Annotated in this window: 17 protein-coding genes; 13 read left to right on the top strand and 4 right to left on the bottom strand. The window is 69.6% G+C overall.

The features are described from left to right. Positions 1-3: 3 nt before the first annotated feature. Genes JJ691_RS34325 through JJ691_RS34315 form a run of 3 tightly spaced genes read right to left on the bottom strand, consistent with a single transcriptional unit; the run spans position 4 to position 2,935 of the window. Positions 4-864: an ABC transporter permease subunit gene (locus JJ691_RS34325; RefSeq protein ID WP_211763715.1), complete on the bottom strand. Its 861-nt coding sequence runs from the start codon at positions 862-864 to the stop codon at positions 4-6. Then, the gene (locus JJ691_RS34320) at positions 861-1,829 is read right to left on the bottom strand and encodes an ABC transporter ATP-binding protein (RefSeq protein ID WP_211763714.1); all 969 of its coding nucleotides are present in this window, start codon (positions 1,827-1,829) and stop codon (positions 861-863) included. Before JJ691_RS34320 ends, JJ691_RS34325 begins: the two co-directional genes overlap by 4 nt. Continuing rightward, entirely contained in the window at positions 1,826-2,935 is a 1,110-nt protein-coding gene (locus JJ691_RS34315; RefSeq protein ID WP_211763713.1) for a LolA family protein, read from the bottom strand. Before JJ691_RS34315 ends, JJ691_RS34320 begins: the two co-directional genes overlap by 4 nt. A gap of 230 nt (positions 2,936-3,165) precedes the next feature. Here JJ691_RS34315 and JJ691_RS34310 point away from each other — a divergent pair, with 230 nt between their 5' ends. From JJ691_RS34310 to JJ691_RS34250, 13 genes are all read left to right on the top strand, one after another. Then, a complete protein-coding gene (locus tag JJ691_RS34310) occupies positions 3,166-3,873 on the top strand; it encodes a response regulator transcription factor (RefSeq protein ID WP_211763712.1) in 708 nt (235 codons plus the stop codon). After that, the gene (locus tag JJ691_RS34305; RefSeq protein WP_249227197.1) at positions 3,870-5,291 is read left to right on the top strand and encodes an ATP-binding protein; all 1,422 of its coding nucleotides are present in this window, start codon (positions 3,870-3,872) and stop codon (positions 5,289-5,291) included. The genes JJ691_RS34310 and JJ691_RS34305 overlap by 4 nt, the downstream gene beginning before the upstream one ends. A gap of 2 nt (positions 5,292-5,293) precedes the next feature. Continuing rightward, positions 5,294-5,701 carry a (deoxy)nucleoside triphosphate pyrophosphohydrolase gene (locus tag JJ691_RS34300; RefSeq protein ID WP_211763711.1) on the top strand — a complete coding sequence of 136 codons (408 nt, stop codon included), beginning with the start codon at positions 5,294-5,296 and terminating at the stop codon, positions 5,699-5,701. A 111-nt stretch (positions 5,702-5,812) separates the two neighbouring features. Next, positions 5,813-6,163 (top strand): hypothetical protein, encoded by a 351-nt coding sequence (locus JJ691_RS34295; RefSeq protein ID WP_211763710.1) that lies wholly within the window; start codon positions 5,813-5,815, stop codon positions 6,161-6,163. A gap of 96 nt (positions 6,164-6,259) precedes the next feature. Next, positions 6,260-7,132: an NBR1-Ig-like domain-containing protein gene (locus tag JJ691_RS34290; protein WP_249227196.1), complete on the top strand. Its 873-nt coding sequence runs from the start codon at positions 6,260-6,262 to the stop codon at positions 7,130-7,132. A gap of 337 nt (positions 7,133-7,469) precedes the next feature. Further along, a complete protein-coding gene (gene typA, locus JJ691_RS34285) occupies positions 7,470-9,371 on the top strand; it encodes a translational GTPase TypA (RefSeq protein WP_211763709.1) in 1,902 nt (633 codons plus the stop codon). A gap of 107 nt (positions 9,372-9,478) precedes the next feature. After that, a complete protein-coding gene (locus tag JJ691_RS34280) occupies positions 9,479-11,224 on the top strand; it encodes an ABC transporter family substrate-binding protein (protein WP_211763708.1) in 1,746 nt (581 codons plus the stop codon). Between the two features lie 309 nt (positions 11,225-11,533). Continuing rightward, on the top strand, positions 11,534-13,333 hold the full coding sequence (locus tag JJ691_RS34275; RefSeq protein WP_211763707.1) for an ABC transporter family substrate-binding protein: 1,800 nt from the start codon (positions 11,534-11,536) through the stop codon (positions 13,331-13,333). Positions 13,334-13,497: 164 nt separating this feature from the next. Then, positions 13,498-14,496, top strand: coding sequence for an ABC transporter permease (locus JJ691_RS34270; protein WP_211763706.1), 999 nt, complete (start codon positions 13,498-13,500; stop codon positions 14,494-14,496). Continuing rightward, positions 14,489-15,412, top strand: a complete 924-nt coding sequence (locus JJ691_RS34265) for an ABC transporter permease (protein WP_442912497.1) — start codon at positions 14,489-14,491, stop codon at positions 15,410-15,412. Before JJ691_RS34270 ends, JJ691_RS34265 begins: the two co-directional genes overlap by 8 nt. Next, positions 15,412-16,581, top strand: coding sequence for an ABC transporter ATP-binding protein (locus tag JJ691_RS34260; protein ID WP_211763705.1), 1,170 nt, complete (start codon positions 15,412-15,414; stop codon positions 16,579-16,581). Before JJ691_RS34265 ends, JJ691_RS34260 begins: the two co-directional genes overlap by 1 nt. Further along, on the top strand, positions 16,578-17,627 hold the full coding sequence (locus tag JJ691_RS34255; RefSeq protein ID WP_211763704.1) for an ABC transporter ATP-binding protein: 1,050 nt from the start codon (positions 16,578-16,580) through the stop codon (positions 17,625-17,627). Before JJ691_RS34260 ends, JJ691_RS34255 begins: the two co-directional genes overlap by 4 nt. A 59-nt stretch (positions 17,628-17,686) precedes the next feature. After that, a complete protein-coding gene (locus JJ691_RS34250; RefSeq protein ID WP_211763703.1) occupies positions 17,687-18,241 on the top strand; it encodes a hypothetical protein in 555 nt (184 codons plus the stop codon). 306 nt (positions 18,242-18,547) lie between these two features. On the opposite strand, the gene JJ691_RS34245 is transcribed toward JJ691_RS34250, so the two are convergent. Then, positions 18,548-19,393, bottom strand: a complete 846-nt coding sequence (locus JJ691_RS34245) for a phospholipase D-like domain-containing protein (protein ID WP_211763702.1) — start codon at positions 19,391-19,393, stop codon at positions 18,548-18,550. Positions 19,394-19,534: the final 141 nt, after the last annotated feature.

Below are 19,534 nucleotides of genomic sequence, written 5' to 3'. Positions count from 1 at the left end.
CAGTCAGCCGTCCTTGGTTGACAGGCGGGCGTAGGCCGCCCCGATGCCGATGACGAGGTAGCAGGCGGCCTTGAGGGTGCTGTTGACCAGGCCGTCCCACGGCATGGGGTCGCGCAGCACGTCGGTGATCGTGGGCCAGGTGCTGGTCAGCAGGTACGGCTGGAGCCAGTCGAGCTGGGGGATCACGGTCAGGATGCCGAACACGAGGGCGCCGGCCAGGGTCGCGGCCATCACGACCAGGGGGTGCTCGGTGAACGCCGAGACGGCCAGGGCGATGGCGGCGACGGCCCAGACCTGGAAGGTCACCCACAGCACGGCCAGCCCGATGCGGGCGAGCGCGTCGCCGAAGCTCAGGGTGTTGCCGGACAGGGTGATCAGGCCGTCGGTGCCGACCAGCACGACACCGGTGAGCAGGCCTACAACGGCGATGGCGACGACGGCGATGAACACGGTGGCGCCGACGCCGAAGGCCTTGACGGCGAGCAGCCGGGCCCGGCTGACGGGGGCGATGAGCAGCCCGCGAAGCGTGCCATGGGCGGACTCGCCGGCCAGGGCGTCGGCGGCGGCCATCGCCCCGAGCAGCGGCAGCAGCATGGTGAGCAGCAGCGTCAGGGACAGGATCGGCAGCACGAAGCCGTTGCCGATCAGGCTGGCGAACAGGCCCCCGCCGCCGGGACCGATGCCGGCGCTGCTGGCGATCCGGGTGCCGACGCCGATGAGCACGGGCACACCGGCCAGCAGCACGATGGCGATGACGGTCCGCGGGCGGCGCAGCACCCAGCGCAGCTCGGAGGCGAGCAGCCGGCCCAGTGGCGCACGGACCGGGCGATCCAGCGCGGGCCGGTCGAGCACGGCGGCGGTCATTCGGCTTCCCCCTCCGTGAGCTGGGCGAACAGGTCTTCCAGCCCGGTGCGGCGCCGGCGCACCTCGTGCACCCCGGCACCGGCCTCGACGAGCACCCGGACGACCTGCGGCGCGGTGGTGCCGATGAGTTCGACGAACAGTCCGTCCTCAGTGGACCGAGCGGCGATGCCGTTGTCCCGCAACGTGTCGAGGGAGGCCTCGACGTCCGGAGTGGACACGATCAGGGCCGGCGCGCCGGCCTCCAGCAGCTCGGCCAGCTCGCCCTGGGCGACGACGGAACCCTTGTGCAGCACGGCGACGTGCGTGCAGGTGGCCTCGATCTCGGCCAGCAGGTGGGAGCTGACCAGCACGGTGGTGCCGGCGGCGTGCAGCTCGGCGATCACCCGCCGGATCTCCCGCGTGCCGGCCGGGTCGAGCCCGTTGGTCGGCTCGTCCAGCACGACCAGCCGCCGCGGCAGCAACAGCACGGAGGCCAGGCCCAGCCGCTGCTTCATGCCGAGCGAGTAGCCCCGGTACCGGCGGTCGGCGGCGTCGGCCAGGCCGACCCGCTCCAGCGCGTCCGTCACCGACGAGGCGATCGCCGAGGTGGACATCAGCGGCTCGGCCGAGGCGACCCGCCGCAGGTTCTCCCGCCCCGACAGGAACGGGTGGAAGCCGGGCCCCTCGACCAGCGCGCCGACGTGCGGCAGCGTGATCTGCGCCCCGCTGGGCATCGGATGGCCCAGCAGCTCCACCTCGCCGGCCGTGGGCTGCACCAGCCCGAGCAGCATCCGGATGGTGGTGGTCTTGCCCGAGCCGTTCGGGCCCAACATCCCCAGCACAGCGCCGTCAGGCACGTCCAGGTCCACCTGGTCGACGGCGACCGTGCTGCCATACGTCTTGCGCAGTCCCCGAGTCCGCGCCGCGAGGGTGGGGGCGGCCACGGCCGCCCCCACTCCCGGCTCCACGAGGGAGGTGCTGGTCACTTCACGCTCGCCAGCGCGTCGGTCAGCGCCTGCTCGGGCACGGCGCCCACGGCGACGCGGCCGTCGTCGAGGACCAGCGCGGTGCCGACGGCGGTGCTGATCTCGTAGCCGGAGCCCCACGGCCCGGTGACGCGCTTGCCCAGCTGACCCAGCAGCCGCGACGGGTCGACGTTCTCGCCACCCTTGGTGGTCGCGCTCCTGTCGGCCGAACCGCTCAGCGCGCCGGCCGGCAGCTTCGTCACCAGCACGGTGTCCCAGCCGCTGCCCACGACCTTCGGCTCGGGCAACTGGCCCTTGACCTCGCTGGCCTTCTGCTTGGCCTCGTCCGCCGAGCCGGTGACGACCTTGGCGTTGGCCGGCGGGGTGAACGTGAACAGCGCCGGGTCCTGGGCGGCGACCTCCAGCTTGGAGAAGCCGATCTGGGCCACGGGCTGCGCGTTGCCGTTGGCCAGCACGCTTAGCTGCAGCGGGATCTTGGTCTCCGAGTCGACGGCGATGCGCACCTCGCGCAGCATCGTGCGCTCGGTCGGCTTCGGGGCCAGCACGAGCTCGTAGGCCGAGCGGCCGGCCACCGTGGCGGTGCCGTCCACCTTGACCGTGCTGTCCTTGTTGATCAGGGCGATGATCTGCTTGGCCGCTTGGGCCGGGTCGGTGGCGACCTCACCGTTGGAGGGCTTGTCCGGGTGTGCCTTGTCGGGCGCGCCGGTCTCCTTGTGCACGGTGTTGTTCGACGAGGTCCAGTCCCACACCGTGGCGCCGTCGAACACGACGGTCTCCTCGGAGGTGGCGTTCGGCAGCGACAGCCGGCCCCGGCCCTTGCCGTCGGTCCAGACCTGGGTGTTGGTCGAGCCGTTGCTGAGGAACCGCGACGCCTGGCCGAGCCCCGGCACCGCCGGCAGTCCCAGGTTGTTGGTCGCGGTGACCGTGCCGGCCAGCGCCGGCATGGACTTCGTGGTCAGCACCGACTGCACCAGCTCCTCGGCGCTGACCTTGGGCAGCACGGGGGCGGGCCCCGCGCCGGCCGGCGCCGCGAGCACCCCCAGACCGACCACGCCGGCCAGCACGCCGGCCGCCCCGACGACCAGACCTGCCTTCTTCCCGCTCATGGTTCCCCTTCCCACTCACGTCCAGTGAACGCTTCGAGCTTGGTCAAGGCCAGCTGAGACCGGGCTGAGGAGCTGAGAGAAGACTGAGAGCGCAGGTAGGCGCGCTGGTTGGGTTCGGAGCTGGGAGAAGGCTGTGTGCGCAGGTGGGAGGGATGCCCGCGGCGGGAGCGGCCGGCCCGGCGGGCTGAGATATCCCTGAGAGCGGCCGTGGACGTGGCCATACTGGCCCGGTGAGACCACGGGTGCTCGTAGTGGACGACGAGATGGGGGTGCGGCGGGCGCTGGAACGCGGCCTGACCGCCGAGGGGATGGACGTGGTGTGCGCGGCGGACGGCCCGAGCGGGCTGCGGGCGGCGCTGACCGGCAGCTTCGACGTGGTGCTGCTGGACATCATGCTGCCGGGCCTGTCGGGTTACCGGGTGCTGCAGCACATGCGGGCTGAGAACGTGGAGACGCCGGTGCTGCTGGTGTCGGCCAAGGACGGCGAGGTGGACCAGGCGGACGGCCTGGACCTGGGGGCGGACGGCTACCTGGTGAAGCCGTTCTCGTTCATGGTGCTGGTGGCGCAGGTGCGGGCGGTGCTGAGGCGGGGCGCGTCGAGCGAGGCGGCGGCGGTGCAGCTGAAGGTGGGGGAGCTGGTCATCGACCGGGCCGGTCGTGAGGTGCGCTGGGCCGGCGAGGTGGTGGCGCTGAGCCCCCGTGAGTTCGCGGTGCTGGAGGTGCTGGCCAGCCGGGCCGGGGCGGTGGTCACGAAGGACGAGCTGTTGCGCACGGTGTGGGGCGACGAGCTGGCGGCCACGCGCAACGCGGTGGAGGTGTACGTGGGCTACCTGCGGCGCAAGCTGGAGGCCGTGGGCGCGGGCGACGTGGTGCGCACGATCCGAGGCCACGGGTACATGGCCAGCTCGCCGGAGCTGGACGCCGCCCTGCGCCGATGAGTTCTGTGCCGATGAGCTCGATGAGCCCGACGAACCGGATGAGCCTGACGAACCTGCGGAAACGGCTGGACCCACGGGCCTGGTGGCGGCGGCGCTCACTGCGCTCCAAGATCACTGGCTCGGCCACGCTGTTCGCGATGGCGTGCCTGCTGGTGCTGGCCCGCTTCGGCGGCGGGGCAATCGGCACGCTGCTGGTCGGGGTCGCGGACACCGAGCTGCACCACGCGCTGGACTTGACGACCACACAGGTGGTGCAGGGCAAGCCGGTGGACTCGACGCTCACCGACGTGCAGGTGCGTGTGCTGGACACCGATGGTGCGCCGGTCGACGGCGGCCGGCAGCCGAATCTGAGTGAGCACGACGTCGACGCGCTGATGTCTGGCGTGAGCGTGCTGCGGCTGGACGACGACCCGCCGCACCGGTGGGTCGCGCAGGTGGTCTACGACCCCACGGGACTGCCGCGCCTGGTCGCCGCGAGTGCCGGTCTCGTCGGCTACAACGAGGCCGTTGACCACGGCACGGCCTGGCTCTCGCTCGCGGCGGTCCTGGCGTCGCTGCTGATCGGCGTGGCGACGTGGTTCCTGGTCGGCTGGTCGCTGTGGCCGGTGCGCCGCATGCACGCCGCCGCGGGTGCGCTGCCGGCGGGGCAGCGGCTGCCGGTGCCGGAGGCGCATGACGAGCTGCGCTCGCTGGCCGTGGCGATGAACGACCTGCTGGCCCGGCGTGACGAGGCGGTGCAGCGGCTGCGGCGCTTCACCGGTGACGCCGCGCACGAGCTGCGGTCGCCGGTGGCGTCGATCCGCGCGCAGTCGGAGGTCGCGGTGGCGCACCCGGATCCGGAGTTCGCGCAGGAGGTGCTCGCGGCCGTCACCGACGAGTCCATGCGGATGTCGACGCTGGTCGACGACCTGTTGGCGCTGGCCCGATCCGACGCGGGGGAGTCGCAGCCGGTGGGACGGGTCGACGTGAGCGAGGCGGCGACCGCCGCGGCCGAGCGCCTGTCGGTCGACGGCGGTCCGCGAATCCGGGTCGACGCCCCACGGGCCGGCGCGGTGGTGCTGTGTGCGCCGGGGGAGGTCGCGCTCGTGCTGAACAACCTGCTCAACAACGCGCTCCGGTACGCCCGCGTGCAGGTGCGGGTGTCGGTGCTGCCGGCGGGCACGACCGTGCGACTGCTGGTCGATGACGACGGGCCCGGCGTGCCGGTGGAGCACCGCACCCGGCTGTTCGACCGCTTCTACCGCGTGGACGACGACCGTGGCCGCGGAACCGGCGGTGCGGGGCTGGGGCTGGCCCTGGTGGCCGAGGCCGTGCGGCGGCGTGGCGGGACCGTGCGCGTGACGGACTCGCCCGAGGGCGGCGCGCGATTCGAGGTGCGGTGGCAGGCCGCCGGCCTGGCGATGTGGGGCAGGATCTGACGATGCCCCAGATCGTCGTCGCCACCGCCATTGTCCGGAATCGACAGGTGCTCGCCCAGCAGCGGGCCTTTCCCAGCGATCACGCCGGCCGCTGGGAATTCCCGGGCGGGCGGGTCGAGCCGGGCGAGTCCGAAACGGACGCGGTCGTCCGGGAATGCCGTGAGGAACTGGGTGTCGAGGTGACCGCCGGCCGCACGGTCGGGCCCGATGTTCCGCTCAAGAACGGAATGGTGCTCAGGCTCTACACGGCGACACTGGCCGACGACGCGGAGCCGGTGGCGGTGGAACACAGCGCGGTGAAATGGATCGGCGTCGAGGAATTCGATGCGCTGCCGTGGCTGGAAGCGGACCTGGCGTTCCTCCCCGACCTGTCCCGGCTGCTGTCGAACATTGCCCGAACAAGGCTCTGACCTGCGCGAACGTCCCTGGAATTGACTATGCACATTTCCGGCTTGAACCGGGAGCCGCGGTCGGGCTGAGATGTTCTCACCGACCGCAGACTTCAGAGGGGAAAGCGGAAAATGAACAAGGTTATGGCCGTTGTCGCCGCCGGCGCGCTTGGTCTGGGCCTGATGGCCGTCGCGGCCCCGGCCGCCGACGCCACCACGAAGCACACCGCGCACATCGACTGCTCCTCGCCGAAGGGCGCGCAGGCGAACTACTCCTGGGCCAACGGCATCACCTCGGTGACCATTTACTTCAACAACCACTGCTCGGGCAAGGTGTCCGCGGGCATCGTGGTCGCCGACGTGCAGGACGGCCGCAAGGACATCTACTGCATGGTCACCAACGGTGGCACCAAGGGCAATAAGAAGTTCGACATCGGCGCGCAGAACAAGGTCGACCGCATTCAGGAAGGCTGCAAGCTCTGAGGTGGGCGGCGGGTGGCCCAGGAGGGAGGGGTCACCCGCCTCGCACAATTCGTCACGGACCGTTGACATACCCCCAGGTGGTTTATATTCCCGTCTGTGACCGGTCCTCAGAATCAGGCTCGACGGGGGCGCAAGCACATCGTTCCCGACGTCGATGCCGGTCCGGCGGCCCGATTCGCCCGCGACCTCCTGGAGCTGAAGGAGCTCGCCGGCAACCCGTCCTATGACCGGATGCGCGCCGAACTCGGCGCGGCGGCCTCGAAGTCCACGCTCTCCGCGGCCACCCGGGGCCGCTCGCTGCCGTCCTGGGAGACCACCTGGGAGTTTGTGCGCAGCCTGGCCGGCTCGAGCGAGGACGTCCGGCGTGAGTGGCGTTTCCGTTGGGAGACGGCCAATGCCGAGCTCGCGAATCCGGATGCGGTCGTCGTCGAGCTGGTGGATCCCGGGCCCGAGGCGGTCGAGGCGACGTCCAGGAGGAAGGTCCGCCGGCGAGCCGCGCTGGCCATCGCGGCCGTGGTGCTGCTGGCCGCCGCCGCGGTGCTGGCCCCGCGGCTGTTCCGGCAGCTGCCGACCTGGGGTGCCGCCAACCCCTACCCGCTGCCCGGCGACGCCTCCGGCTTCGGCGGCGACGGCCTGTCCGGCGACATGACCTATCCGGACGGCTCGCAGGTGCTGGTCGGCCAGACCTTCACGAAGGTGTGGCGGCTGAAGAACATCGGCACGGTGCCGTGGCACGGCCGGTTCCTGGCCATCGCCGGCGGCACCACCGTGCTGTGCGAGTCGCCGGCCCGGGTGCCGGTGCCCGACGCCGAGCCGGGTCAGATGGTGGCGGTCAGCGTCCCGGTCACGCCGCGGGGCACCGGCACGTGCCACGTGCTCTGGAAGATGGTGGACGCCGCCGGGGCACTGGTCCTGCCCGACCACAACGGGGTCTTCTACGACGTCAGAGTGATCGCGCCCACGCACTGATTCGGTGTGAACCCTGTCACTCGGCAACCGGACGCTGCCCCGATCGGCGCAAGCTCGACAACCCTTGGTGGGGCCGGCCGTCAGGCCGCCTTTTTCTTGGCCTTGAGCAGGGCGATCACCGGGCAGCGCTGGCATCGGGGCTTGGACCGGCAGCACTTCTTCTTCACCTTGGCTTTGCCCACCCGACGCGCTCCCGTCCTCGACTCAGGCCAGGATAGGTGAGGCTGCCCTTACTCGGAACCCGTGCGTCCGAAAAGGTATGATGGCCCAGGACACGTGCGGGTATCAGAAGGCCGCCGGTGCCCACCTCCCACTTCGTTAGCTCTAGGAGTTCCGCGTGCCCACGGCAACCGCGAGTCAGATCCGCACGGACCTTCGCAACGTCGCCATCATCGCGCACGTCGACCACGGCAAGACCACGCTGGTCGACGCCATGCTGCGGCAGTCAGGCGCCTTCGCCGCCCGGGCCGAGCTGGTCGACCGGGTCATGGACTCCGGCGACCTGGAACGTGAGAAGGGCATCACGATCCTCGCCAAGAACACCGCGGTGCGGCGCAGCACGCCGGACGGGGTCGTCACGATCAACGTGGTCGACACCCCCGGCCACGCCGACTTCGGCGGCGAGGTCGAGCGCGCGCTGTCCATGGTGGACGGCGTGCTGCTGCTGGTCGACGCCAGCGAGGGCCCGCTGCCCCAGACCCGCTTCGTGTTGCGCAAGACGCTGGCCGCCGGCCTGCCAGTGGTGCTGGTGGTGAACAAGGTCGACCGCCCCGACGCCCGCATCGCCGAGGTCGTCGAGGAGACCCACGACCTGCTGCTGGACCTGGCCACCGAGGTCGGCGCGGACGACTCCGTGCTCGACCTGCCGGTGATCTACGCCTCGGCCCGCGCCGGCAAGGCCAGCCTGACCCAGCCCGCGGACGGCGGCCTGCCCGACAGCGAGAACCTGGACCCGCTGTTCGACGTGCTGCTCGGCCACCTGCCGGCGCCGACCGGCGACCCGGAGGCCCCGCTGCGGGCCCTGGTCACCAACCTGGACGCCAGCAGCTTCCTCGGCCGTATCGCGCTGTGCCGCATCCACGCCGGCACCATGCGCAAGGGCGAGTTCGTGTCCTGGTGCCGTGAGGACGGCTCGACCCAGCGCGTGAAGATCACCGAGCTGCTGATCACCGAGGGCCTGGAGCGTCAGCCGGCCGAGCAGGCCGCCGCCGGCGACCTGGTGGCCATCGCCGGCATCCAGGACATCACCATCGGCGACACCCTGGCCGACGCCGAGAACCCCGAGCCGCTGCCCCGGATCACCGTGGACGAGCCGGCCATCTCCATGACCATCGGCGTCAACACCTCGCCGCTGGCCGGCCGCAACGGCGGCACCAAGCTCACCGCCCGCCTGGTCAAGGCCCGGCTGGACAGCGAGCTGGTCGGCAACGTCTCGGTGCGCGTGCTGCCCACCGAGCGCCCCGACACCTGGGAGGTGCAGGGCCGTGGCGAGCTGGCCCTGGCCATCCTGGTCGAGCAGATGCGCCGCGAGGGCTTCGAGCTCACCGTGGGCAAGCCGCAGGTGGTCACCCGCACCATCGACGGCGTGCTGTGCGAGCCCTACGAGCGGCTCACCGTCGACGCCCCCGAGGAGCACCTGGGCGCGGTCACCCAGCTGCTGGCCAACCGCAAGGGGCGGATGGAGCACATGGACGGCCACGGCTCCGGCCGGATCAAGCTGGACTACGTGATCCCGGCCCGCGGCCTGATCGGCTTCCGCACCGACTTCCTCACCGAGACCCGCGGCACCGGCATCGCCAACCACGTGTTCGAGGGCTACCACCCGTGGGCCGGCGAGATCCGCACCCGGCACTCCGGCTCGCTGGTCGCCGACCGCACCGGCCCGATCACCGCGTACGCCATGATCCAGCTGGCCGACCGCGGCACGTTCTTCGTCGAGCCGGGCCAGGACGCGTACGAGGGCATGGTCGTGGGCGAGAACCCGCGGGCCGAGGACCTGGACATCAACGTGGCCCGGGAGAAGAAGCTCACCAACATGCGGCAGTCCTCGGCCGACGTGATGGAGACGCTGGCCCGGCCGCGCAAGCTGTCGCTGGAGGAGGCGCTGGAGTTCTGCGCCAGCGACGAGTGCGTCGAGGTCGCGCCGACCGTGATCCGGGTGCGCAAGCTGGTGCTGGACTCCACCACCCGCGGCCGCGAGCGGTCCCGCGCCAAGACCCGCGACGCCGCCGCGAAGTAGCAACCCCTGGGACCCCGCACACGTCTATTCACCCGTGTGGTCCATAGTTGACGGCTGTGGACCACACGGGGCTTCGCCCCTGACTTCCGGTAGCAGGAGGGGGATTCGTGCGCGGCAGGTCAGTGCTGCTCGCCCTCGCGGCGGCGGTGTCGCTGCTGACGGCGTGCACCGACTCCCCACCGCCCCCGCTGGTCAGCGCCCCGCCCACCACGGTCACGCCCACGCATCCGACCGACCCCACCCAGCTGGTGGTCGGCGTGGACAGCGTGAAGGGCGGCTACAACCCGCATCTGCTGGCCAGCCAGACCACGGTGGCCCGGGCGCTCGGCGAACTCGTGCTGCCCTCGGTTTTCCACATCGGACCGGACGGCTCCCCGGTGCTGGACCAGACCCTGATGGTCTCGGCCCAGGTGACCAAGGCCGCGCCGTACACGGTCACGTACACCATCCAGCCGCAGGCGGCCTGGGGTGACGGCGCGCCGATCGCCGCCGAGGACTTCGCCTACCTGTGGCAGAACATGCGCAGCCAGCCCGGTGTGGTCGACCCGGCCGGCTACCGCCTGATCACCGGCGTGTCGGCCCGCGACGGCGGCCGGGTCGCCGACGTGACCTTCAGCCAGCCCTACCCGGGCTGGCGCACGCTGTTCAACGACCTGCTGCCGGCTCATCTGCTCAAGGACGCCCCCGGCGGCTGGACCGGCGCGCTCAGCACCACCTTTCCGGTGGCCGGCGGCCCGTTCTCGGTGCGCGACATCGACCAGGACCGCGGCGAGATCATGTTGCAGCGCAACGACCGCTACTGGGGCCAGTCGACCAAGCTGCAGCAGATCGTGCTGCGCCAGGCCGGGCCGGCCGACCTGGTCAGCGCGCTCAAGGCCGGCGACGACCAGCTGGCGGTGCTCGACCCGAGCGACAGCACCATGCGGGCGCTCACCGAGCTGGGCAAGACAGTGCAGCTGACCACCGTGCCCAATCCGGTCGTGGTGCAGGTGCTGCTGCGCCAGTCCAGCCCCCGGCTGTCCGACCCGGCGCTGCGGGCCGCCGTGTTCGCGGCTATCGACCGGGAGGCGCTGATCTCCATCGGCTCGGCCGGCGGCCCCTCGGCCGCGCTGCGGGCCGACTCGCTGGCCCTGGCCCCGTCGCAGCCGGGGTACAAGCCGACCATCCCGGCCGGCGTGGGCACGCCCAACGCCGACACCGTGAGCCAGCAGCTCACCCAGCTGGGCTACACCAAGACCAACGGATCGTGGATCCGTGACGGAGTGCCGCTCAACTTGGTGATCGGCGCGCCCAACGACCGCGCCCCGTACTCGCAACTGGCCGGCGTGCTCCAGCAGCAGCTGGAGGCGGCCGGCATCGGGGCGACCATCCTGAACACCTCCGGCGACCAGCTGTTCGGCACGGTGCTGCCGTCCACCACGACCACGACGACCGGGACCGGCAGCGCCACCCCGGCCACCAACGACCAGGGCGGCGACGCCACCTCCTCGGTGGACATCGCGATCGTCCCGCAGCCGGTCGGCGGCGACCCGGCCAGCGTGCTGGCTGCGTCGTTCGGCTGCCGGGGCCCGCTGCCGGACGGCACAACCGCGTTGCCCGCGGCCAATCCCGCCGGGTTCTGCGACCACGGCCTGCAGCCGACCATCGAGTCGGCCCTGAGCGGCGGAATGCCGCTGTCGGACGCCCTGGCGACGGTCGAGCCGGCGCTGTGGCAACAACACGTCGCGATGCCCCTGTTTCAACTCGCCGATGTCCTCGCAACCGGTCCTGAGATCACTGGTGTGAACGGCGGGCCCCCCTTGGTCGGTCCCTTTGCCGACGCGCCGACGTGGCGCCGATCAGTTCGCAAGTGACCCGTTCGTGTTGTTAATTGCTGTTAATTCGGGCAACGTGGCGGCACTCGCCGATTTCAACTCTTGACAGATTTTTCGCCCGTTCGGGTAGCGGACGATCCCGCCCGGTAACGGGTCAATCGCTACGCGCTGTCACCGTGTCACCCTTTGGTCACGATCGCCGTGTCACCAGTGACCGCCGGGTATTCCCCTTCTTACGGTGCCTGGCACAGGCGCGCAGGTCGAGTAGCTTGTGGCGCGCTATGGTCCCCGGGTGTGCACGTCGACTGATCGAGTCGCGGCCGCCCTGTGCTAGGAGGGCACGTGTCAATGAGGAGATCCAAGGCGATCCCCGCGATCGCGGTGATCGCCGGCGCCGCGCTCATGCTGACCGCATGTGGCGGCTCTGGTGGTAGCGATCAGAGCAACGGGTCGGGTTCCGGCAGCACGAACGCGACCATTGCCAAGGGTGAATCCGGTGACTCGTACACCGCCCCCAAGGTCAACGACATGGGCCCGGTTGTTGTTTCGACCGACAAGCCGTTCACCGCGTACAACAACGCCCAGGCGAGCGCGGTCCAGTCGTACAACACCTTCGCTCTGATCCAGGTCCTGGCCCGGCCGTTCATCCTGGACGGCAACAACAAGGTCCTGTTGAACAAGGACATGATGGACTCGGTCACGGTCACGTCGACCAACCCCCAGGTGATCACCTGGAAGATGAAGCCGGGCCTGGAGTGGTCCGACGGCGCGCCGTGGGGCTGCAAGGACTTCTACCTGTCCTGGCTCTCGGAGAGCGGCCAGGACCTGAAGCCGGACGGCAAGACCACGTACTTCCTGCCGGGCAGCACCACGGGCTACAGCTCCATCAGCTCGGCCAAGTGCGAGAACGACACCACGCTGGTGACCACGTTCTCCCAGCCGTTCGGTGACTACAAGAGCCTGTTCGGCATCACCGACGAGCTGCTGCCGGCGCACATCCTGGAGAAGCAGACCGGCATCTCGGACATCACCCAGGTGACCCCGAAGAGCCCGGCCGACGTGCTGACCAAGGTGTCGGACTTCTGGAACAACGGCTGGAACGGGGTCAAGCCGGAACTCGACCCGGCCTCCGGTCCGTACATGATCAAGGACTGGCAGCAGGGCACCTCGATCACGCTGGTGCGCAACCCGAAGTGGAAGGGCAACCCGGGCGGCCCGTCGCAGATCACCCTGAAGGCGATCCCCGACTCCAACGCCCAGGTCCAGGCGCTGCAGAACAACGAGGAGCAGGTGCTGTCCTCGGCCCAGCCGGACAACAACGCGGCCCAGACGCTGCAGACGCTGGCCTCCTCGGGCATCACCTACGGCGCCACCTCGGGTCTGAACTACGAGCACCTCGACCTGAACCTGAAGCGTCCGCTGTTCCAGGACGAGGCGGTGCGCAAGGCCTTCGGCCAGTGCATCAACCGCAACGAGCTGGTGGACAAGCTGGTCAAGCAGGTCCAGCCGGACGCCAAGCCGTTCAACAGCGTCGTGTTCTTCCCGAACCAGACCGGCTACACCGACAACTACTCGGACAAGCTGATCAACAACCCGGCCACCGCCAAGCAGACGCTGCAGGCCGATGGCTGGGCCCCGGGGCCCGACGGCATCATGGCGAAGAACGGCCAGAAGCTGTCGTTCAAGATCAGCCACACCGACATCCCGCGCCGCAAGTCGACGGTCGCGCTGCTCCAGCAGGAGTGCAAGGCGGCCGGCATCGACATCCAGGACGACACCGACGCGAACTTCCTGGACAAGCGGGTCAGCCAGAGCGACTACGACGTGGCGCTGTTCGCGTGGTCGGTGCAGCCGTTCCATTCCGCGGGCCTGTCCACCTACATCACCGGTGGTGGCCAGAACTGGAACGGATGCGGCAACAAGACCTCGGACGACGCCTTCAACAGCGCGATCGCGCAGACCGACGACGCCAAGGCGGTGGCCGATTACCAGGCCGCTGACAAGGCGATCGCGGCCACGTACTGCACGTTCCCGCTGTTCCAGCCGCCGAACATGTACGCCTACACCGGCGACATCGACCGGGCCTACTTCCAGTCGTTCTACGGCACTCTCTGGAACGCCAACGAGTGGCAGAAGCCCAACGCCTGATCGGTTCCTGAGCAGTACTACGGTTGAAGACTCCCCGGCGTCGGTCGCGATCGGCGCCGGGGCGCACCCGTGCAGCAACTGACCCCGTCCCCACCCGTCCAGGCAGACCTCGCTCCAGCCGGCTACCCGACCAGCGTCGGCGTGAGGTCGTCGAGGAGCAACCCGTGTTCCAGTACCTGATTCGACGGTTGCTGATCTCCATACCCATCCTGTTGATCGGCAGCTTCCTCGTCTTCATACTCGTGGCGTCCGCCGGTGATCCGCTGGCCGCGCTGCGCACCAAGCCCGGCGTGACCGCCGAGCAGATCCACTCCCTGTCCGTCCAGCTGGGCCTGGACCAGCCGATCCTGATCCGGTACTGGAACTGGCTGACCGGCTTCCTGAGCGGCAACTGGGGGGTCAGCGTCGCCCTGGGCGAGGCGCAGGCCCCGGTCTACGACACCATCACCAACGCGCTGTGGGTGACGCTGCGGCTGGTGATCGGCGCCGAGCTGCTCGCGCTCGTGCTGGGTGTGGCCGTCGGCGTGCTCTCCGCCGTCCGGCAGTACTCGATCTTCGACTACATCATGACCAGCGTCGCGTTCCTGATGTTCTCGATGCCGATCGCCTGTGTCGCCGTCGTGGTGAAGAACTACGGCATCCAGTTCAACGACCTGCTGGTCTCGTTGCACCTCAAGCGCTGGCTGACCACCGCCGGTCCGCCGGCCACCGGCTTCGGCCACAACCTCGCCGACGTGATCGTCAACTACACCGGCACCTTCCTGCTGCCGACGATCTCCCTGATGACCATCAGCTTCGCCGCGTACAGCCGGTTCCAGCGCGCGTCCATGCTGGAGACGCTCAACGCCGACTACGTGCGCACCGCCCGGGCCAAGGGCCTCTCGCAGGCCCGCGTGATCTTCCGGCACGCCATGCGCAACGCGCTGATCCCGGTCAGCACGCTGTTCGCGCTCAACATCGGCGCCATCATCGGCGGCGCCATCATCACCGAGCGGGTCTTCGGCTGGAACGGCATGGGCACCGTGCTGGTGAAGTCCGTCGGCAACTACGACCCGCCCACCCTGATGGGCTGGTTCGCGGTGACCGCGACGGTCGTCGTCCTGTTCAACCTCATCTCGGACCTGCTCTACGGCCTTCTAGACCCGAGGATCCGCCTTGGCTAACGCGACCCAGACCACCGCGACCGACGGCTCGGCCGCCGCCGCCGTGCGCCACGAGTTCGACGCCAAGGCGCGGTCTCAGACGTCCATCATCCTCGGCCGCTTCGTGCGCCACCGCCTGGCCATGGTCAGCCTCGGCGTGCTCGTGCTGCTGGCCCTGGTGTCCATCGTGGTGCCGTTCTTCCTGCCGTACAGCTTCGCCGACGCCAGTTCGGGCGGGTACCTGCCGCCCAGCAGCCGGCACCTGCTCGGCACCGACCAGATCGGCCACGACACGTTGGCCCAGCTGCTGCGCGGCACCCAGTTCTCGCTGGCCATCGCCTTCACCGTGGCGATCAGCTCCACCGTGGTCGGCGTGCTCGTCGGCGCCGTCGCCGGCTACCTGCGGGGCTTCATCGACAACAGCCTGATGCGGCTGGTCGACCTGTTCCTGATCGTGCCGCAGATCGCGGTGGTCGCGCTGCTGGTGCACGCGCTGGCCCCGAGCTGGTACGTGGTGGCCGGCGTGCTGGCCATCTTCAGCTGGATGCAGATCGCCCGTATCACCCGCGGCGAGGCGCTGTCGCTGTCGGCCCGCGAGTTCGTCGAGGCCTCCCGCGCGGCCGGCGCCGGCACCTGGCACATCGTGTTCAAGCACCTGATCCCGAACATGATCGGCACCATCACGGTGAACGCCACGCTGTCGGTGTCCACGGCGGTGCTGACCGAGGCCGCGCTGTCGTTCATCGGCCTCGGCGTGCAGCTGCCCGACACCTCGCTCGGCCTGATCGTGCAGGACAACTACACCCAGGTGCTGCTGCGGCCGTGGCTGTTCTGGGGTCCGTTCCTGGCCATCGTGCTGATCTCGGTGACCATCAGCTTCATCGGCGACGGACTGCGTGACGCGTTCGACCCACGGCAGACGAAGGTGCGTGCGTGATGACCAACGGGATCGACACGAACGAGCCGTTGCTGCGGGTGTCCGACCTGACCGTCGAGTTCCCCACCGACGACGGCGTGGTGCACGCGGTCCGCGACCTCAACTTCGACCTGCGGCCCGGCGAGGTGCTGGGCGTGGTCGGCGAGTCCGGCTCCGGCAAGTCGGTGTCCTCGATGGCGATCCTGGGCCTGCTGCCCCGGACCGCCCGCATCTCCGGCTCCATCGCCTACCGCGGCCAGGAGCTCAACGGCCTGAGCTACAACGAGATGCGCAAGTTCCGCGGCAACTCGATCGCGATGATCTTCCAGGACCCGATGACCTCGCTGAACCCCGTGTTCACCGTGGGCGCCCAGCTGTCCGAGGCCTACCTGGAGCACCACAAGGTGTCCAAGAAGGTGGCCTGGGCCAAGGCGGTCGAGGCGCTGGAGCAGGTCGGCATCCCGCAGCCGGACCGGCGGGCCAAGCAGTACCCGCACGAGTTCTCCGGCGGCATGCGCCAGCGTGTGGTGATCGCGATGGCGATCATCAACGACCCGGACGTGATCATCGCCGACGAGCCGACGACCGCGCTGGACGTGACCGTGCAGGCGCAGATCCTGGAGACGCTGCTGCGCATCCGGGACGAGACGAGCGCGGCCATCGTCATGATCACCCACGACCTGGGCGTGGTGGCCGGCATGGTCGACAAGGTGCAGGTGATGTACGCCGGCACCGTGGTCGAGTCCGGGGCGGTGGACGAGGTCTTCGAGACCCCGCGCATGCCGTACACGGTCGGTCTGCTCGGCTCCAACCCGGACCCGAGCCTGATCGGCCAGCGGCTGACCCCGATCAGCGGCGCGCCGCCCTCGCTGGTCAACCTGCCCTCAGGCTGCGCCTTCTCGCCGCGCTGCCCGCTGGTGGCCCCGGTGTGCCACGACTCCGAGCCCGACCTGGCCGAGGTCGGCGGCGCGGTGGCGCACCTGACCCGCTGCCACCGGTGGAACGACCTGGCCGGCTACGAGGACCCGAAGAAGCTGTTCGCCCGCAAGGAGATCGGCGCCGAGGAGCCGATCGCCGCGCTGATGATCGACAACCCCGAGGCGGTCGTCGAGGAGCACCTCGCGGACAGCTCTGACCCAACGAAGGCCGACCAAACGAAGGGCGACCAGGAGAAGGAGGCCGCGTCGTGAGCACCGGCACCGAGACCAAGCCGGCGACCGGCGGTGCGGGCGCCACGGGCACGCCCCTGCTCCAGGTGAAGGACCTGTTCAAGTCCTTCCCGGTCCGCGGCGGCGGCATCATCCCGCGCACCGTCGGCCACGTGCAGGCCGTGCACGGCGTCACCTTCGACCTGGCCGCCGGTGAGACGCTGGGCCTGGTCGGCGAGTCCGGCTCGGGCAAGTCGACGACCGGCCGGGCCATCCTCCAGCTGCACAAGCCCACCTCGGGCTCGGTGAAGTTCGAGGGCCGCGAGCTGACCACCATGCGTGGCCCGGAGCTGCAGGCGATGCGCCGGGACCTGCAGATCGTGTTCCAGGACCCGTACGCGTCGCTGGACCCGCGCTGGCAGGTCAACGACATCATCGCCGAGCCGCTGCGGATCCACCGGTTCGGCAGCGTGGACGCCATCCAGACCCGGATCAACCAGCTGATGGAGATCGTCGGCCTGAACCCGGAGCACCGCAACCGCTACGCCCACGAGTTCTCCGGCGGCCAGCGGCAGCGCATCGGCATCGCCCGGGCGCTGGCCCTGAACCCGAAGTTCGTGGTGCTGGACGAGCCGGTGTCCGCGTTGGACGTGTCCGTGCAGGCGGGTGTGGTCAACCTGCTGGAGGAGCTCCAGCACGAGCTGAACCTGGCCTACCTGTTCGTGGCCCACGACCTGTCCGTGGTGCGGCACCTCTCGCACCGGGTCGCGGTCATGTACCTGGGCACGCTGGTCGAGATGGGGCCGCGGGAGCTGATCTACAGCCGGCCCATGCACCCGTACACGCAGGCGCTGCTGTCGGCCGTGCCGGTGCCCGACCCCAAGCGGGAGCGGGAGCGCCAGCGCAACCGGATCGTGCTCACCGGCGACGTGCCCAGCCCGGTGAACCCGCCCTCGGGCTGCCGGTTCCGCACCCGCTGCTGGAAGGCGCAGGACATCTGCGCCACCGAGGTGCCGGAGCTGCGCAAGCGCGGGGACAGCGACCTGCTGTCGGCGTGCCATTTCGCCGAGGAGATGCCGGTCGTCTGATTTTTTCACTCATACGGGTGGCCGCCGAACTCGCGTTCGGCGGCCATTTCCGTGTTTAGGTGGTCGGGCAGGCAGTTCGAGACGCTGGGGGAAACATGAAATTGCTTTCGAAAGCCGTCCGGATCACCGCCGCGATCACCGCCGTCGGCCTGGCCTCGGTTGCCGTCACCGGCTCGGCCAACGCCGACGGTGGCGGCATCCACAACTACACCGCCCATTTCTGGGGAGCCGACGCCCAGGGCTACACCTCCATCGACGGTGCCGTCGACAGCGCCGCCACCTGCGGCGTTCCGCCCGGCTCGGTGGCCTCGGGTCAGATCAACTTCGTAATGAAGGGCCACTGGCCGGCCAATGGGCCGTTCTCCATGCACAGCGTGAGCATGACCAACAACACCAACGACTATTTCCACGTGTACGACATCGGATTCTTCTACGACAACGAGAATTTCCACTTCCCGCATTCTCGGCTGGAACTGCCGGCGCACCAGACCTACACCTGGGTCATCGACTACACGGGCCACCATCCGCATTCGACAATGGTGTTCAACGCCATGCTTGGCGACATCGGCCGCTGCGGCAGCGCCGGCAACAACGCCTGGAAAATCGTCCCCTGACGGTTCCGAGGCCAACGCGAGGGCGGAGCCCCTTGGATGGGGTGGGGTGATGACGGCGGCCATCTTCCGCGCGCCCAGCTCGGGGGTCCAGGGGGCGAAGCCCCTTGGCTTGGGGTCTGGGGCGGGAGCCCCAGAAGACACTCCGGCGGATGCTGGCGAGCGCTTTCCGCGAGCACACCTCGCCCAATCCGCCGGGGCAGCCGATACCCCCTCGTCGACTGCCCCCGCGGACCGGTTCCTCGTGTTCCTCCCCACGGTGTCTACGACCCTAGCGAGGGGGTCTGACATTTTCGTGACGCGGCGGAGTCACGTCCATGGGGTGCCGCCGCTGTAGTCCGCCGCCAGGGTGGTGTGCACCGAGGTCAGGACGGCCGAGTCGGTGGTGATCAGGCCCAGTTCCCGGTTCTGGTTGAGGGAGGCGCTGGAGAAGTTCTCCGAGCCGAGGAACACCTTCGCGCCGGTGCGGCCGTAGTCGGCGACGATGGCTTTGGCGTGGATGTACAGCGAGGCGTTCGCGGCGTAGGTGGCGACCTTGGCGCCGGCGGCGGTGAGGGCGTCGAACTCGCTGGCGTAGTCGTTCGCGGTGTTGGTCATGATCACCTGCACGGCGACGCCCCGCTTGGCCGCGTTCTCCAGCGCGGTGGTGACCGCGGGCAGGCCCATCTCCTCGTTCTCCACCTGGAGCGTGGCCGTGGCCCCGTTGATCAGGGCCAGCAGCTTGGACTGGGAGTCGGTGGGGCTCCACACCAGGTCGGCGCCGTCGCCCGGGGTGACCGTGGAGTGCGCGTAGTCGGCGTTGAACACCTTCTCGATGGCGGCGACGTCGGCGGCGGTGGTGTCGACGACCGCGAAGTCCCGGCTGGTGGCGTAGTACTGGCTGGTGAGGTTGCCGGTCATGATCGCCGAGGTGGCGCCGTCGACGGTCAGCGTCTTCTGGTGGGTGGCGGCGTACGTGGTGTCGGCCCACACCACGTGCACTCCCTTGCCGGACAGCAGCGTGTAGGCCGCCTGGTTGTGCGACTTCTCCCGGTTGACGTCCAGCACCACCCGCACCGTCACGCCCCGTGCGGCGGCGTTGACGAGGTCGTTCTCGGCGGTGGTGTCGGTCAGCTCGTACATTGTCAGGTCTAGTGTTTTTTGTGCTTTGTTCATCAGGTCATATATGGCGGTGTAACCCTGCTGCGGCTGTGTGACCAGCGTCAACGCCGAATCGGAGGCAAAGGGTAATGTTATGGACAAGGCGGCGGGAATAGCGAGTAAAAGAGATGTCCTCATGTGTTGTTGATATCGTGA

The sequence above is a fragment of the Kutzneria sp. CA-103260 genome (assembly GCF_018263855.1).
GTDB lineage: Bacteria > Actinomycetota > Actinomycetes > Mycobacteriales > Pseudonocardiaceae > Kutzneria.
Note: the sequence above shows the minus strand (reverse complement) of the source record. Positions and strands in the feature narration are given on the sequence as shown.